Origin of the sequence: Streptomyces sp. MB09-01, assembly GCF_033794505.1 — a bacterium.
In the GTDB taxonomy this organism is placed as follows: Bacteria; Actinomycetota; Actinomycetes; order Streptomycetales; family Streptomycetaceae; genus Streptomyces.
In genome coordinates this window covers 6,513-21,719 of the sequence record NZ_JARAYQ010000143.1, presented here as the reverse complement: position 1 = coordinate 21,719, position 15,207 = coordinate 6,513, and the positions used below count along the sequence as shown (strand labels likewise).

Below are 15,207 nucleotides of genomic sequence, written 5' to 3'. Positions count from 1 at the left end.
CCAGTGGGTGGCGCGCAGGCCCTGGTAGGCGCGGGGGGTCGCGCCGAAGGCGGCCACGAAGGGGGCGGGGACGACCCCGGCCCGCCAGAGCACGGCCGTGCAGCCGGCGAGGGCGATGCCGCCGACGGCCACACCGACCCAGCCGGGCAGCACCGGGCCGCGGTGCTCCCGGAGCCGGTCGTCGCCGCCCCCTTCGTGGCCGCCTTCGGCGCGACCCCCCGCGCCTACCAGGGCCTGCGCGCCACCCACTGGCCCCCGCTCGCCTTCCTCGGCATCGTCGCCCTCGTCGCGCTCGGCGGTCTCGGCCGGGCCCGCACCGGCCACGCCTGGGTGCTCACCCTCTTCGGCCGCTACCGCGGCACGGTCCGCCGTACCGGCCTGACCTGGGTCAGCCCCCTCCTCCTGCGCCGCCGGGTCGACGTACGGCTGCGGCACTGGCGCAGCGACCCGATGTCCGCCGTGGACTCCGGCGGCCTCGCCCTGCAGGTCGTCGTGCAGGTCGTCTGGCAGGTCAAGGACACGGCGCGGGCCACGCTCGCCGTCGAGGACCACACGGAGTACCTCGCCGAGCAGGTCGAATCGGCCATGGCCCGCGTGCTGTCCCAGCTTCCCGCCGACGCCTTCCACGAGGACGCCCCGACCCTTCGGGACGCCGAGGCGGTCGGCGACGCGCTGACGCGGATGCTGGCGGCCGAAACCGAGGCCGTCGGGATCGAGGTGTTCTCGGCCCAGCCGACGCGGATCGAGTACGCGGCCGAGGTCGCCGAGGCGATGCGCCGCCGCCGGGTCGCGGCGATCGACGCCAAGCACCGGGACACCGTGCTGACCTCGGTCGTGGACGCGGTGGACGACACCGTCCACCGGCTGACCTCGCGCGGACTGGTCGAACTCGACGACTACGAGCGCAAGGCCCTGGTGAAGGACCTCACGGTCGCCTTCTACACGGGACGCTCCGAGTAACGCTCCGAGCGGCGGGGCGAGGACGACGAGAACGGGTGGCCGGAAGCAACCGGACCACCCGTTCTCCCATTGGTATGGACATGGCCAACTCTCGTCAATAATCTGAGACTTGGTCTAGACCTGAAATCCCCACACGCACACACGCACACACAAGCGCGCGCGCTCTCGTCGAACTCCCCCCACGTTCAAGGAGCATCATGCGTCCCATTCGCATGCCCGGAATACCCGGAAGGGCCGGCGTCGCCGCGCTCGGCCTCGGCCTCGTCGCCGGCATCACCCTCATCGGCGCCCCCACCGCCAGCAGTCACGGCTACACCGACACCCCCATCAGCCGCCAGAAGCTCTGCGCCAACAAGACCGTCTCCGACTGCGGCGCGATCCAGTGGGAGCCGCAGAGCGTCGAGGGCTTCAAGGGCTTCCCGGCCGCCGGCCCCGCCGACGGCAAGATATGTTCCGGCGGACTCTCGCAGTTCGCCGAGCTCGACAACCCGCGCGGCGGCGCCTGGCCCACGACCAAGGTGACCAGCGGGCAGAGCTACGCCTTCCGGTGGCAGTTCACCGCCAACCACTCCACCACCGACTTCAAGTACTACGTCACCAAGAGTGGCTGGACCGGCACCAAGGCCCTCACCCGCGCCGACCTCGAACCCCAGCCCTTCCTCACCGTCGCCTACAACGGCGCCCGCCCCGCCATGACCACCGTCCACCAGGGAGCCATGCCGAGCGGCAAGAGCGGCCGGCACCTGATCCTGGCCGTCTGGACCGTCAACGACACCCCGATGGCCTTCTACGCCTGCTCCGACGTTCAATTCTGACGGAACGTCAGCTACCCTCCGGCGGCATGCGGACGACGACTGCACCCGAAACCGTCGCGGAGCTCATAGCGCGCCGATGGGGCGACCACCGGCCCGGGCTGATGTACGAGGACGACGCCGAACGGCACGTCCTCACCCACCACCGGACCGCCCAGGAGGCCGCCGCGCGCGCCGCGCTCCTCGTCGACCTCATGCCTGCGGGGGCCGAGCCACACCTCGGGGTACTGCTCGACAACACCCCCGAGTTTCCGTTCTGGCTCGGCGCGGCGGCCCTGGCCGGGGCCGCCGTCGCCGGGATCAACCCCACCCGGCGCGGCCCCGAGCTGGCGCGCGACGTCCTGCACACCGACTGCCGGATCCTGATCACCGAGCGCGCCCACCTGCCGCTGCTGCGCGGGCTGGACCTGCCGGGCGTACGCATCCTGGTCACCGGCACCGAGGAGTACGAAGCCCTGCTCGCGCCCTACGCCGGCGCCAAACCGGGCGAGGCGGCCCTGGGCACCCCCGCCCCCGACTCCCGCCTCCTCCTCTACTTCACCTCCGGCTCCACCGGCGCCCCCAAGGCCGCCATCTGCACCCAGGGCCGGCTCGCCGCGGCCGGCTCCGCACTGGCCCGCCAGTTCTCCGTCACCCCGGACGACGTCCACTACATCTGCATGCCCCTCTTCCACGGCAACGCCGTCATCGCCGACTGGCTCCCGGCGCTCGTCGGCGGGGCCGCGGTGGCGCTGCGCCGGCGCTTCTCGGCCTCCGCGTTCCTGGACGACGTACGGGCGTACGGGGCCACCTACTTCACCTACGTCGGCCGGGCGATCCAGTACCTCCTGGCCACCGAGCCCCGCCCCGACGACCGCACCCACAGCCTCCGGCTCGGCTTCGGCACCGAGGCCGGGGCGGTGGACGCGGCGCGCTTCGCAGAGCGGTTCGGAGTGCGCCTGGTGGAGGGATACGGGGCCACCGAGGGCGGCGCCTCGGTCCAGCGGACCCCGGACACCCCGCCGGGCGCGCTGGGCCGGGCGGGCGCGGGGGACGACCTGGCTGTGATCGACCCGGAAACGGGCGCGGAATGCCCGGCGGCGGTGCTGGACGGGGACGGACGCCTGCTGAACGGCTCCGCGGCCATCGGCGAACTCGTCAACCGTGGCCGCAGCCTGTTCGAGGGCTACTGGCGCAACCCGGCCGCGGAGGCCGACCGCACCCGGGACGGCTGGTACTGGACGGGAGACCTCTTCTTCCGCGACGCGGCGGGCTTCCTGTACTTCGCGGGCCGTACGGACGACCGGCTGCGGGTCGACAGCGAGAACCTCGCCGCGGCGGTGATCGAGAACATCCTGGCCCGCTGGGCCGATGCGGCCGCGGTCGCGGTCTACGCCGTCCCGGACGAGGTGGCGGGGGACCAGGTGATGGCCGCGGTGTCCCTCCGGGAGGGCGCGGTGTTCTCACCGGCCTCCTTCGAGTCCTTCCTTTCCGCGCAGCCTGACCTGGGCACGAAGATGTCCCCCCGCTACCTCCGCATCCTCCCGTCCATGCCGGTCACGGCCACGAACAAGATCCACCGCGTCTCCCTCCGCCGGGCCGCCTTCCGCTGCGCCGACCCGGTCTGGCACCGGTCCCCGGCCGGGGGCTACGCCCCGCTGACCGAGGCCGACGTGGCCGTGCTCCTCGCGCGATACGAATCCCACGGCCGAGCCGACCTCCTGAACCACTGACAGCCACACCACCGTCGCCAGGGCTGCACTCCGGGGCTTTCAGCCCGTCCGGCGCCTGAGGACCGGGTCCGGGCCCCCCGGGAAACGGAGAAAGGGCGGGGCGGGGAGAAGGCTCCGGCCGGGGGCAAGGCTCCGCGTCATTGGCACCCGCACCGACTCAGTCGCAGGCCCTGCGCAGCGGGACCCGTGCCGGGCCCGGGTGAAGCTCCGCGCAGCGGTACCCCCACCGGCTCGGAGCGCGGACCCGTGCCATCGGGACCGCAGCGTCTCGGCCCAGGGCTTCGCGCAGCGGCTCCTGCCGGGCTCGGGGTGCGGCTTCGCGCAGCGACTTCCGCCGGGCTCGGGGTGCGGCTCCGCGTAGCGGTACCTACCCGCTCGGCCGCAGGCCCTGCGCAGCGGCTCCCGTCGGGCTCAAGGCGCGGCTCCGCGCAGCGGCTCGGTCGCCAGGTGCCGGGCAGTGGGGACCAGGGGCAGCCTCGCGCAGCGGCCCCCCACCGGCCAGGCGGCGAGGCTTCGGGCAGCCGGGCGGGGTAGGGCCAGGGATACCCCGGGACACCCACTGGGGCCATGGTTCGAGCGGGCGGGCCGCGGCTAGCGTGCGCGCATGGACGACGCCCCGCGCAGCACCTGGCAGGCCCTGGCCCGCGGCCCCTACCTCCGCTCCGCCTGGCCCTGGCGAGCCGCAGGCTACCTCGCCGGCAGCGCCTTCACCGGCATCCCCGTCCTCCTCGCCCTCGTCCTCCTCGCCACCGCCGGCGCCACCCTTTCCCTCGTCGCCATCGGCCTGCCGCTCCTCGCCCTGCTCGGCCTCGCCGGCCTCCCCGCCGCCGCAGTCGAGCGCCGCCGCCTGCGGCTGGTCGACGACGACCCCGCCCCCACCCCCCACCGCACGCCGGCCGAGCCCGGCCTCCTCGCCTGGGCCGGGCTGCGCTACCGCGAGCAGGCCACCTGGCGGGAGCTCGGCTACGCCGTCCTGCACGGCTTCCTGCTCTGGTGGGTCGACCTCGTCGCCGTCGCAACCCTCCTCGGTCTGCCCCTGCTCCTGGTCACGACCCCGCTCCAGCTCGCCCTCTCCGGCGACGGCGAGGTCAAGGTCGTCAAGCTCTGGCTGGTCACCTCGTACCCCCCGGCCTTCGCCGTCGCCGCCGCCGGGGCCGTGCTCCTCCCCGCCCTCCTCTACCCGCTCGGCGCCCTCGCCGGCGCCCGCGCCGCCCTCACCCGCGCCCTCCTCGCCCCCCGCGAACGCGAACTCCGGGGCCTGCTCACCGAGGTCACCCGCTCCCGGGCCCGTCTCGTCGACGCCTTCGAGGCCGAGCGCCGCCGGATCGAGCGCGACCTGCACGACGGCGCCCAGCAGCGGCTCGTCGCCCTCACCATGACCCTCGGCCTCGCCCGCCTGGACGCGCCCCCGGGCCCGCTCGCGGACCAGCTCGCCACCGCCCACGACGAGGCCGGCAAGGTGCTCGGCGAACTGCGCGAGCTGATCCACGGCATCCACCCCCGGGTGCTCACCGACTACGGCCTGACCGGGGCGCTCGCCGACGCCGCCGAGCGTTCCGCCGTCCCCGTCGACACCCACCTGGCCGCCGGCCTGCCCCGGCTGCCCGAGTCCGTCGAGGCCGCCGCCTACTTCGGCGTGTGCGAGGCCCTCGCCAACATCGGCAAGCACAGCGGAGCCGCCCGCGCCGCCGTCTCCGCCCGGCACACCGGCGGCGCGCTGCTGATCGACGTACGGGACGACGGGCGCGGCGGAGCGGATCCGGCCGCCGGGTCCGGGCTGACCGGACTGGCCGACCGGATCGCGGTCCTCGATGGCACACTGACGATCACCAGCCCGCCCGGCGGGCCGACCGTCCTGAGCCTGGAGATCCCGTGCCCGGTGAGCAGCCCCGAGAGCAGTCCCTGAGGATCGTCCTCGCCGAGGACGGGGTCCTGCTCCGCGAGGGGCTCGTCGGCCTGCTGACGCGTTTCGGCCACCAGGTTCCGGCCGCCGTCGGGGACGCGGATGAGTTGCGCACCGCGGTCGCCGCCCACGACCCGGACATCGTCGTCACCGACGTACGGATGCCTCCCGGCATGACGGACGAGGGACTGCGCGCGGCCGTGGAGCTGCGGGCGGCGCGTCCCGGCCTGCCGGTGCTGGTGCTCAGCCAGTACGTGCAGCGCTCGTACGCCGCCGACCTGCTGGACTCGGGCGACGGCAGCGGCGTCGGGTACCTCCTCAAGGACCGGGTCGGGCAGGTGCAGCAGTTCCTCGACGCGGTGGTCACGGTGGCCGGCGGCGGCACGGTGGTGGACCCGGAGGTCGTGCGCCACCTCCTGCGCCGGCGGCGCGACCCCCTCGCGGCGCTGACCCCGCGCGAGCGGGAGGTGCTGGGCCTGGTGGCGGAGGGGAAGTCGAACGGGGCCATCGCCCGCGATCTGGTGGTCTCCGAGGCGGCCGTCGGCAAACACATCGGGAACATCCTGGGAAAGCTCGACCTGCCGCCCGCCGAGGAGACCCACCGCCGGGTGCTGGCGGTCCTCGCGTACCTCCGCGGCTAGGACCGTCCTATTGGTTTTGAGCACCCCGGAGGACCAGGTAGTATTTTCTCTGTCAGCAGGCGCCGCTAGCTCAGTTGGTTAGAGCAGCTGACTCTTAATCAGCGGGTCCGGGGTTCGAGTCCCTGGCGGCGCACCTGTCCTTCGGGCGGTTTCCGGTTCACCGGGAACCGCCCGAAGTGTTTTCCGGCCCGAGTTCCGGCACCGGCCCGCGTACCGACCCGCCGCTAGAGCGTGAGCGACAGCAGCAGCGGGGCTGCCTTCCGGTTCAGGGTGTCCGCCGCGGCGCGGAGCCGGTGCGCGTGCTCGACCGGCATCGACAGCGCCAGACAGCCCACCGAGGCCCCGGCGGTGATCGGGACCGCTGCGCAGACCGTGCCGACCGCGTACTCCTGCAGGTCCAGCATCGGCACGGTGGCCGGCTGGGCGTCCAGCTTGGAGAAGAGGATCCGCTCGTTCACGATCGTCTTGGACGTGAGCCGGGCGATCTTGTGCCGGGACAGGTGGTCGCGCCGCCCGTTCAGGTCGAGCTGCGTGAGCAGGCACTTGCCGACCGCGCTGGCGTGCGCGGCGGAGCGGAAGTCGACCCACTCGTGCACCTTGGGGGTGCGGGGGCTGTCCGCGAACTGCGTGATCCTGACCTCGCCGTCCACGTACCGGCTGATGTAGACGGCCGCGCCGACCGAGTCGCGCAGCCGGTCCAGCGTCTCCTGCAGTTTGTCCGTGAGCGCCTGCTGCCGGTCGATGCCTGAGCCGAGCAGGACGAGGGAGTCCCCTATGGCGTAGGCGCCGTCGGACACCTGCAGGACATACCCCTCCCGACGCAGCATGAGCAGCATCGGAGCGAGATGGACGGCGGGCAGGCCGGTCTCACGCGCGATCTGCACGTCGGTCACACCGCCGGTGTGCCGTGCGATCGTTTCGAGTACGCGTAGTGCGTACTGCACCGAGTGGAACGGCGCGGTCGGCTCGGGCTTCAGCGCCACGGTTTCCCCCTAGCAGGTTGTTACCGCTTGCCCTACCACGATAGCCATCAAGGGGCCCATGTGGAGCGCCTGTTGAGGAGATTGATGGCTCAATCATGTCTCTCCGCCTGGATCTACTCCACTGGCATATGCCATGGTCACGCGCGCTGTCCCGGTCCGCCGGGAATGCCCGGCCGCCGTCCACGGTTCGAATTCTTCGTACGGACGACACGGCGAGACGGGAGCGACGATGAGTGACACCGGTGGCGCACATGGACAGCACGGCAGGGGCGGCAGCATCCGGGGCGCAGCGCAGGGCGCGGCAACCGTACCGCTCTCGGTCCTGGACCTCGTCACCGTCGGCGCCGGCAGCACCGCCCACGAGTCCCTGCGCACCAGCGTGGCCATCTCCCGGCTCGCCGAGTCCCGCGGCTACCACCGCCACTGGGTGGCCGAGCACCACTCCATGCCCGGCGTCGCCAGCTCCTCGCCGGCCGTGATCCTGGCCCACCTCGCCGCGCACACCTCCCGCATCCGGCTCGGTTCGGGCGGGGTCATGCTGCCCAACCACGCCCCGCTCGCCATCGCCGAGCAGTTCGGCACCCTGGAGGCGCTCGCCCCGGGCCGGATCGACCTCGGGCTCGGCCGGGCCCCGGGCACCGACGGCCGCACGGCCTCCGCCCTGCGCGGAGCCGGGCGCCTCGACGAGGCCGCGGACGACTTCCCCCGGCAGCTCGTGGAGCTCACCCGCTTCCTCGACGACGACTTCCCGGACGGGCACCCCTACGCCCGCGTGCACGCCGTACCGGGCCCGGTGCAGGGCCCCGCCGGGCGGCCGCCGCTGTGGCTGCTCGGCTCCTCCGGTTTCAGCGCCCGGCTCGCCGGCGAGCTCGGCCTGCCCTTCGCCTACGCCCACCACTTCTCGGCGGCCGGCACCCTGCCCGCGCTCGACCTCTACCGGCAGAGCTTCCGCCCCTCGGCCGTCCTGGACGCCCCGTACGCCGTCATCGGGGTCTCGGCACTGGCCGCCGACACCGACGCGGAGGCCCGCGCCCAGGTGCTCACGGGCGCGCTGTCGATGCTGCGGCTGCGCACCGGGCGGCCCGGGCTGGTGCCGACGCCCCAGGAGGCAGCCGCGTACCCCTTCTCCCCGGGGGAGCGGGAGTTCGTGACCGGCTGGCTCGCGAACATCGTCCACGGCACCCCCGACGAGGTCCGCACCGGACTGGACGACCTCGCCAAGCGGACGGGCGCGGACGAGCTGATGCTGACCGCCAACGCCCACAGCGGAGCGGCCCGGTTGCGTTCGTACGAGCTCGTCGCAGATGCGTACGGCATGCCCGCGCATGCGCCGGCGGCCGACTGACCGTATGCAAACGCGGTTTGGCTGGTTTGTTGACGAAACCTTGCGGGGGGATGTCTCAAGGCAGCCTTAAACCGCTCGTCACCCGGGGTGGCGAGCGGTTTCTGATGTGCGCTCAGGTCTCTGACTTGGGGAAATAGAGCGAGAGTGGTCTAGTCCTTCTTTGGTCCGAACCATTGACGCGGGGTCGGAGTGATCGCTATCACTTCTCTCACCTGAACGTTTTTGCTCTCCCTCCCACCCCCACGGAGCAGTTCATGCACATCCGTAAACCCCTCATCGCGGCCGCCGCAACGGCCGCGCTGGCAGCCGGAGCGCTTGCCTCCTTCGCGGGACTCGGCACGGCCCAGGCCGCAGGTGCCGGAACCACCGCCGCGGCGGGCGGTGTCCGCATCGCCTACTACGACCAGTGGAGCGTGTACGGGAACGCCTTCTACCCCAAGCACCTCGACACCCGCGGCATAGCGGGCAAGCTGGACGTCATCAACTACTCGTTCGGCAACATCCACCCCACCGACCTCACCTGTTTCGAGGCGAACAAGGCGGCGGGCGACGACAACAACCCCAACGCCGGTGACGGCGCGGGCGACTCGTACGCCGACTACCAGAAGTCCTTCAGTGCGGCCGACAGCGTCAGCGGGGTCGCCGACAAGTGGGACCAGCCGATCGTCGGCGTCTTCAACCAGTTCAAGCAGCTGAAGACCAAGTACCCGCACCTGAAGATCAACATCTCGCTCGGCGGCTGGACCTACTCGAAGTACTTCAGCGACGCGGCGAAGACCGACGCCTCCCGCAAGAAGCTCGTGTCCTCCTGCATCGACCAGTACATCAAGGGCAACCTGCCGGTCGAGGGCGGATTCGGCGGCCAGGGCGCCGCGGCCGGCATCTTCGACGGCATCGACATCGACTGGGAGTACCCGGGCTCGTCGGGCGGTCACCTCGGCAACCACTACGCCCCCGAGGACAAGCAGAACTTCACGCTCCTGCTCAAGGAGTTCCGCACCCAGCTCGACGCCTACGGCGCGGCCAACGGCGGCAAGAAGTACCTCCTGACCTCGGCCCTCCCGGCCGGCCAGGACAAGATCAAGTACATCGAGACCGACAAGATCGGCCAGTACTTGGACTACGCCAACATCATGACGTACGACATGCACGGCGCCTGGGACGGCGACGGGCCGACGTACCACCAGTCCCCGCTGTACTCCCCGGCCGGCGACCCCACCGACGTGATCGCCCCCGGCACCCAGAAGTACAGCATCGACAACGCCATCGACTCCTGGATCGACGGCAACCCGGCCTACGGCATCACCGGCGGCTTCCCCGCCGACAAGCTGACCCTGGGCTACGAGTTCTACTACCGCGGCTGGAAGGGCGTCCCCGCCGGGACCGCCAACGGCCTCGCCCAGTCCGCCACCGGCGCCTCGGGCGCCCGGCCCACCAGCCAGCAGGCCGGCATCGCCAACTACAAGGAGCTCGGCGGCATCGTCGACAACCCGGCGAGCACCTTCTGGGACGACCAGGCCAAGGCCTCGTACTTCTACAAGGACGGCGAGTTCTTCACCGGCCTGAACCAGAAGTCCATCCAGGCCCGGGTCGACTACGGCAAGCAGCGCGGCCTGGCCGGAGCGATGATGTACTCCCTGCTCGGCCTGGACAACAGCACCACGCTGCTGAACCAGATCTCGGACGCGCTCGGCTCCGCCACGGTCCCGCCGACCACGCCTCCGACCACTCCGCCCACGACGCCTCCGACCACGCCTCCGACGACCCCGCCGACCACGGGCTGCGGCTCGACCCCGGCGTACGTCGCGGGCACCGTCTACACCGCCGGCAACGAGGTCTCCCACAACGGCCGCAAGTACAAGGCTCAGTGGTGGACGCAGAACGAGACGCCGGGCACCACCGGTGAATGGGGTGTCTGGAAGGACCTCGGCGCCTGCTGATCTCCCCCCACCCCGCGCCGAGCGACGCCTCCGCCCTGTCCCCTCTCCGGGGGCGGGGCGGAGGTGTGTGACATGGTTGCGGGATTCGCAGCCCCGTTGCGTGTCGGCATCGCTACGCTCGGCGACAAGCTCGTTCTCCGCTTGGGGGTGCCGTCTCATGGTTCAGGCCCGCGACATCGATCCCAGTGCCTCGCCGCTGGACTACTACGGCTATGAACTGCGCCACCTGAGAGAGGATGCCGGACTGAAGCAGGCCCAGTTGGGCGCGATCATCTTCTGTACGGGCTCCTTGATCGGCATGGTCGAGAACGGCCGGCGGGTGCCGACCCGGGATTTCTCTGAACGGGTGGACGCGGCGCTGGGTACGGACGGCCACTTCTCCCGGCTGGTCGGGCTGGTCCTGCGGAGCGTCCTGCCGTCGTGGTTCCAGGCGTACGCGGAGATGGAGGCCCGGGCCACGTTCATCTCTACGTTCCAGTGCCAGTTGGTGTACGGGCTCCTGCAGACGGAGGACTATGCGCGGGCCGTCATGGGTGTCGAGAAGCCCGACACGCTCGACGCCGCCGTGGCGGCGCGCATGGATCGGCAGCGCATCCTGGCCCGCGACAATCCTCCGGTGTTGTGGGTGGTGCTGGACGAGGCGGCGCTCCACCGGGAGATCGGTGGCCGCGAGGTCATGCGCAACCAACTCGCCCACCTGCTGAGCCTTCAGGACCGCCAGTGGCTGGAAATCCAGGTGCTGCCCTTCAATGCAGGCCAGCACGCAGGAATGATGGGTTCGTTCAACCTTCTGCGGTTCGACGGCGACCCGGACATCCACTACAGCGAGAGCTACGACTGTGGCCATATGACCGCCAACCCGCAAGTGATCAAGGAGCGTTCGGTCGGATACGCTCGCTTGCAGGCCGAGTCCCTCTCCATCCGGGCGTCGGCAGAGCTGATCGCTCGCGTAATGGAGGAACGCTATGGGAAGCATCCAGAACCTGCCGAGCGTGCTGTGGCGTAAGTCGTCCTACAGCGGCTCCAGCGGCGGCGACTGCGTCGAGTGCGCCCCCCTCGGCACCGCCGCCTGGCGCAAGGCCTCGTACAGCGGCGGGACAGCTGGAGACTGCGTCGAGGTGGCCGCCCAGCCCTGCCTCGTTGCTGTTCGGGACTCCAAGAACCCCGACGGCCCCGCCTTCACGGTCGCCCCGGAGGCGTTCAGCGCCTTCGTCCGGAGCCTCTGACCGTACGCCGGACCTCAGAGCCAGCCCTGCTGCGCCGCTTTGAGGCCGGCTTCGAAGCGGCTCGTCGCGTGGAGCCGTTCCATCAGGGCGGACATCTGGCGCCTGACCGTGCGCAGGGACACCCCGAGCCGCTTGGCGGCGGCCTCGTCGGTCATGCCGGAGGCCAGGAGCTTGAGCAGTTCGAGTTCGGTTGCCGTGGGGCGGGTGTCGCTGGGGCGGGGGCGGTCGGCTCCGAGGGGTACGGCGGCGTCCCACGTCTGCTCGAACAGGGTCGCGAGGGAGGCCACGATGCCGGGCGCGCTGGTGCACAGCGCACCCAGGCGGGAGTTGGCCGGGTCGATGGGGACGACCGCCACCCTGCGGTCGAATATCAGCAGGCGGGGCGGTAGGAGCGGGCTCGTGCGGACCTGGCCGCCCTGCTCGGTGAGCCACCGGGCGTAGGCCAGTGTCGTCGGATCGTTGCGGGCGCTGTCCTGGTAGACCGAGCGCATCTCGATGCCGCGGGCCAGTGCACGCTGGTCCAGCGGCCGGGAGGACTCCAGGCTCGCCTCGGACAGGGCGCCGCCCGGCAGGATCGCCAGGCATTCCCGGGTCAGTCCATGGGCGAGCTGCTCCAGTCGGCTCTGGATGGCGTCCATGCCCACGAGCCGTTCCGCGCCGTCTACCTCGGTGTTCGGGCTGAGCTCAGCGAACTCGGAGACCACCTGCGCTGCGGCCGCCTTGCTGCGGGCCAGCTCCTGCTGCTGCCGGGCCAGCTCCTCCTCCTGGCGGCGCAGCAGCAGCTCCAGGCCCAGTTCGGGTCTCACCGCTCGCAGGGCACCCGGGCTGTCCCGCGACGGTCTGAGCAGCTCGAGGTCGACGAGCCGGTCCAGGCCCTCGCGGACCTGGTCCAGGGTGAGGCCGAGGCGGGCGCTCAGCTCGGCGACCCCTCCCGAAGGGTCGGCCAGCATGCCCCGGTACACGGCTTCCACGTCGGCCCCGAGGCCCAGTGTGTGCAGCAAGTTCCAGCTCCCCAGCAGTAGTTGGACAGCCCGGCGAGCGCCGCCTCGGTGATCGTAGGCGAAGTCTGTCACCAAGGTGCCAGGCCGGTTGGTGACAGCCGGAACCTCTTCTTCGGGGGTCCCGGCCGCAGCAACATGGTGCTCACCGGGACGGCGGGGACGAGAGTCCCCGGCTCAGGCCAGAGCCGCAAGGACGATCCGGAGCAGCGCGCAGCACACCGCACGAACGAATCGCTTCCCGGCTTCCGACTTGGGGGAAACCATGTCCCGCACTGCCCGCTTCGCCGCTGTCGCCGCCGTCTTCGCCGCCCTGTGTGCCGGCGCCGTCACCACCGCCTCGGTGGCCGCCGCAGCCGAAAGCCACCACATCGGCGCCTCTGCCGACGGCAGCATCAACTGGGACACGGCGCCCGCGTCCCTCGCGGACAGCATCAACTGGGACTAGCCGGCGTGCGCATCGTCCGAGCCTCCCTCTCAGGGCCTTCCCGTGATCCTGCTGATGGCGGTGCGCTCGCCCTCCTCTCCGATCTGATCTGGGCCCACACCCCCGCGGCGCACGGACTCGAACACCTGCGGGCCAAGGCCGCCGACGACGGCGTGCACGTCTACCTCTTCCTGCGTGCCGCCTCCGAAGCCGCAGCCCTCACCCAGGCCCGCGCCATCCTCGACGGCGCCCGCGCCCCTCTGCGGGCGCACGGCTACAGCGCCACCGAGCCGCACCCCTGACGGCCCCCGAGTCGCGCCCGCTCTCCCGCTCTCCCTCCTCACCTCCCCGGCCCGACGCGCGTACGTCAGGGCTGCCCAGAATCCGGAGACACCCTTGTTCTCGTCGTCCCTCAAGCGCCGCTTCGCCGCCACCCTGGCCGTCTCTGCCACCACCCTCGGCATGGTCACCCTCACCTCGGCGCCCGCCCAGGCCGCCGCGATCTGCGGCGGCAACGTGTCGATCTACGGAACCCTCCCCGACGGACGCCTCACCTATACGGCGATCGCCCCCAACACCGGCGACCGCGTCAAGACCCTGATCGGCGCGAACCTCGGCTTCACGCCCAAGGCGATGGCCACCCTCAACTTCAACACCGTCCTCGTGACGTCGACGGCCGGCGAGCTGTACCGCGTCGACGTCCAGACCAACGACAGCGCCCTGGCCCTGGCCGGTGTCACCAAGATCTGGGACAGCGGCTGGACCTTCGACAAGCTGACCTACGACGGCGCCGGTCACCTCTACGGCACGGTCGCCGGAGAGCTCCACCGCTACAACGTCTCCCAGGCCAAGCCCAGCGGGCCCGCCCACATCGCCAAGCACGCGGTGATCGACACGGGCTTCGTCCTCAAGACGCTCGCCGCCGCCGGCGACGACGTCCTCATCGCCAGCACCGCCGACGGCCGGCTGCTCTCCTACCAGATCAACGGCGTCGGCGACTGGGAGAGCTCGGAGCTCAAGAGCTCCGGCTGGTCGGCCGTCGACAACCTGGTCTCGCCCGGCGGCGGCCTCTACTACGGCCGTACGAACGGCGGGATGTACTGGTACCACGACGCCGACCCCACCGACGGCAAGGGCGACGACATCGCCTACCACCCCGCCGACCCGGTCGACGCGAGCGGCTGGACCCAGAGCCTGCTCTCCGCCTTCGCCAACGACTGCACCTACCAGCCGCCGGCGCCCCCCACCCCCACCCCCTCCAGCAGGGGCGGACAGATCACCCGCAGCGAGATCATGAGCCGCGCCGCGAACTGGCTGAGCCGTGACATCCCCTACAACCAGGGCGCCTACGCCACCGACCCGGACGGCGACCACACCTACCGCACCGACTGCTCCGGCTTCGTCTCCATGGTCTGGCACGCCGGTACCAGCTACACGACCCAGAGCCTGCCGGGCATCGCCGCCACCATCTCCAAGTCCGACCTCCAGCCCGGCGACGCGCTGAACACCCTGGACGGGCACGTGGTGCTCTTCGAGAAGTGGGTCGACAAGGCCGCCGGCAAGTTCTCGTACATCCACGAGGCCAACACCAACGACGACATGATGCGCGGTCAGGACTACCTCAACGGAGGCAGCGACGGGCGCATCGCCGGCCACGCCGCCTCGGGCTACGTCGCCCTGCGCTACGACAAGGTCGTCAACGGATAGCCGGGCGGATCCGGACGCGCGCGAGAGTGAAGGCCGGACCGCCGTCGGGCGGTCCGGCCTTCTCGTGCGGGTCCTAGCGGGCGGTCACGGCGGTCAGACCTGGTACTGGCCGACCGTGATGAAGTACCGCAGCTCCTCCGGGGTGCCGTCCATCGCCTTCTGGCACGCTGCGAACAGGGCGTCGCTGATGCCGGGGCGGGCCAGGATCCGGGCGACGGCGACACGGTCGTCCTCCGCCCGGGCCATGCGCAGGCCGGTCTTCAGAAAAGCAACGCGGTCGGCGGCGGTGCCGTCGAGAGCCTTGTTGGCCTCGCGGATCACCCCCCGGCCGCTGGCCGGGTCGGCCAGGAGCTTGACGATCGTGAAGCGGTTGTCCTCGTCCTGGGCGCGTGCGAGGCCGGTGGTCAGGAAGGCCACCCGGTCCTCGGGGGTGCCGTCGAGAGCCTCGTTGGCTTCGCGGATCACCCCCCGGCCGCTGGCCGGGTCGGCCAGGAGCTTGACGATCGTGAAGCGGTTGTCCTCGTCCTGGGCGCGTGCGAGGCCGGTGGTCAGG

General features: G+C 71.5%; 14 protein-coding genes, 1 tRNA gene and 1 pseudogene. 13 read left to right on the top strand and 3 right to left on the bottom strand.

What is annotated here, in order from left to right; genetic code table 11:
* Positions 1 to 207: 207 nt before the first annotated feature.
* The 6 genes and pseudogenes from PV721_RS26595 to PV721_RS26570 form a co-directional block, all read left to right on the top strand.
* Positions 208 to 960, top strand: a pseudogene (locus tag PV721_RS26595) (SPFH domain-containing protein); the annotation flags it as partial.
* A 197-nt stretch (positions 961 to 1,157) separates the two neighbouring features.
* Entirely contained in the window at positions 1,158 to 1,775 is a 618-nt protein-coding gene (locus PV721_RS26590; RefSeq protein ID WP_319728370.1) for a lytic polysaccharide monooxygenase, read from the top strand.
* A 26-nt stretch (positions 1,776 to 1,801) separates the two neighbouring features.
* Positions 1,802 to 3,484 carry an AMP-binding protein gene (locus tag PV721_RS26585; RefSeq protein WP_319728368.1) on the top strand — a complete coding sequence of 561 codons (1,683 nt, stop codon included), beginning with the start codon at positions 1,802 to 1,804 and terminating at the stop codon, positions 3,482 to 3,484.
* Between the two features lie 604 nt (positions 3,485 to 4,088).
* Positions 4,089 to 5,390, top strand: a complete 1,302-nt coding sequence (locus tag PV721_RS26580) for a sensor histidine kinase (protein ID WP_319728367.1) — start codon at positions 4,089 to 4,091, stop codon at positions 5,388 to 5,390.
* On the top strand, positions 5,357 to 6,028 hold the full coding sequence (locus PV721_RS26575) for a response regulator transcription factor (RefSeq protein ID WP_319728366.1): 672 nt from the start codon (positions 5,357 to 5,359) through the stop codon (positions 6,026 to 6,028). The genes PV721_RS26580 and PV721_RS26575 overlap by 34 nt, the downstream gene beginning before the upstream one ends.
* 59 nt (positions 6,029 to 6,087) lie before the next feature.
* Positions 6,088 to 6,161: transfer RNA gene (locus tag PV721_RS26570), tRNA-Lys, on the top strand.
* A gap of 91 nt (positions 6,162 to 6,252) precedes the next feature.
* On the opposite strand, the gene PV721_RS26565 is transcribed toward PV721_RS26570, so the two are convergent.
* Positions 6,253 to 7,011 (bottom strand): IclR family transcriptional regulator, encoded by a 759-nt coding sequence (locus tag PV721_RS26565; protein ID WP_030718073.1) that lies wholly within the window; start codon positions 7,009 to 7,011, stop codon positions 6,253 to 6,255.
* 229 nt (positions 7,012 to 7,240) lie between these two features.
* On the opposite strand from PV721_RS26565, the gene PV721_RS26560 reads away from it, so the two are divergent.
* From PV721_RS26560 to PV721_RS26545, 4 genes are all read left to right on the top strand, one after another.
* Positions 7,241 to 8,356, top strand: coding sequence for an LLM class flavin-dependent oxidoreductase (locus PV721_RS26560; RefSeq protein ID WP_319728364.1), 1,116 nt, complete (start codon positions 7,241 to 7,243; stop codon positions 8,354 to 8,356).
* A gap of 254 nt (positions 8,357 to 8,610) precedes the next feature.
* A complete protein-coding gene (locus PV721_RS26555; RefSeq protein WP_319728363.1) occupies positions 8,611 to 10,296 on the top strand; it encodes a glycosyl hydrolase family 18 protein in 1,686 nt (561 codons plus the stop codon).
* A 157-nt stretch (positions 10,297 to 10,453) separates the two neighbouring features.
* Positions 10,454 to 11,302, top strand: coding sequence for a helix-turn-helix transcriptional regulator (locus tag PV721_RS26550; protein WP_319728361.1), 849 nt, complete (start codon positions 10,454 to 10,456; stop codon positions 11,300 to 11,302).
* Complete coding sequence (locus PV721_RS26545; protein ID WP_319728359.1) at positions 11,262 to 11,522, top strand: DUF397 domain-containing protein; 261 nt, start codon at positions 11,262 to 11,264, stop codon at positions 11,520 to 11,522. The genes PV721_RS26550 and PV721_RS26545 overlap by 41 nt, the downstream gene beginning before the upstream one ends.
* 14 nt (positions 11,523 to 11,536) lie before the next feature.
* Here the strand turns inward: PV721_RS26545 and PV721_RS26540 are convergent, their stop codons facing one another.
* Entirely contained in the window at positions 11,537 to 12,523 is a 987-nt protein-coding gene (locus PV721_RS26540) for a LuxR C-terminal-related transcriptional regulator (RefSeq protein WP_319728357.1), read from the bottom strand.
* A 262-nt stretch (positions 12,524 to 12,785) separates the two neighbouring features.
* Here PV721_RS26540 and PV721_RS26535 point away from each other — a divergent pair, with 262 nt between their 5' ends.
* The 3 genes from PV721_RS26535 (at position 12,786) to PV721_RS26525 (ending at position 14,654) form a co-directional block, all read left to right on the top strand.
* Positions 12,786 to 12,968 carry a hypothetical protein gene (locus PV721_RS26535; RefSeq protein ID WP_319728356.1) on the top strand — a complete coding sequence of 61 codons (183 nt, stop codon included), beginning with the start codon at positions 12,786 to 12,788 and terminating at the stop codon, positions 12,966 to 12,968.
* Between the two features lie 5 nt (positions 12,969 to 12,973).
* Positions 12,974 to 13,249, top strand: coding sequence for a hypothetical protein (locus tag PV721_RS26530; RefSeq protein WP_319728355.1), 276 nt, complete (start codon positions 12,974 to 12,976; stop codon positions 13,247 to 13,249).
* A 94-nt stretch (positions 13,250 to 13,343) separates the two neighbouring features.
* Positions 13,344 to 14,654 (top strand): tachylectin-related carbohydrate-binding protein, encoded by a 1,311-nt coding sequence (locus PV721_RS26525; RefSeq protein ID WP_319728354.1) that lies wholly within the window; start codon positions 13,344 to 13,346, stop codon positions 14,652 to 14,654.
* Between the two features lie 93 nt (positions 14,655 to 14,747).
* On the opposite strand, the gene PV721_RS26520 is transcribed toward PV721_RS26525, so the two are convergent.
* Positions 14,748 to 15,207 (bottom strand): ALF repeat-containing protein (locus PV721_RS26520; RefSeq protein WP_319728353.1); only part of this gene is annotated, 460 nt, incomplete at its 5' end.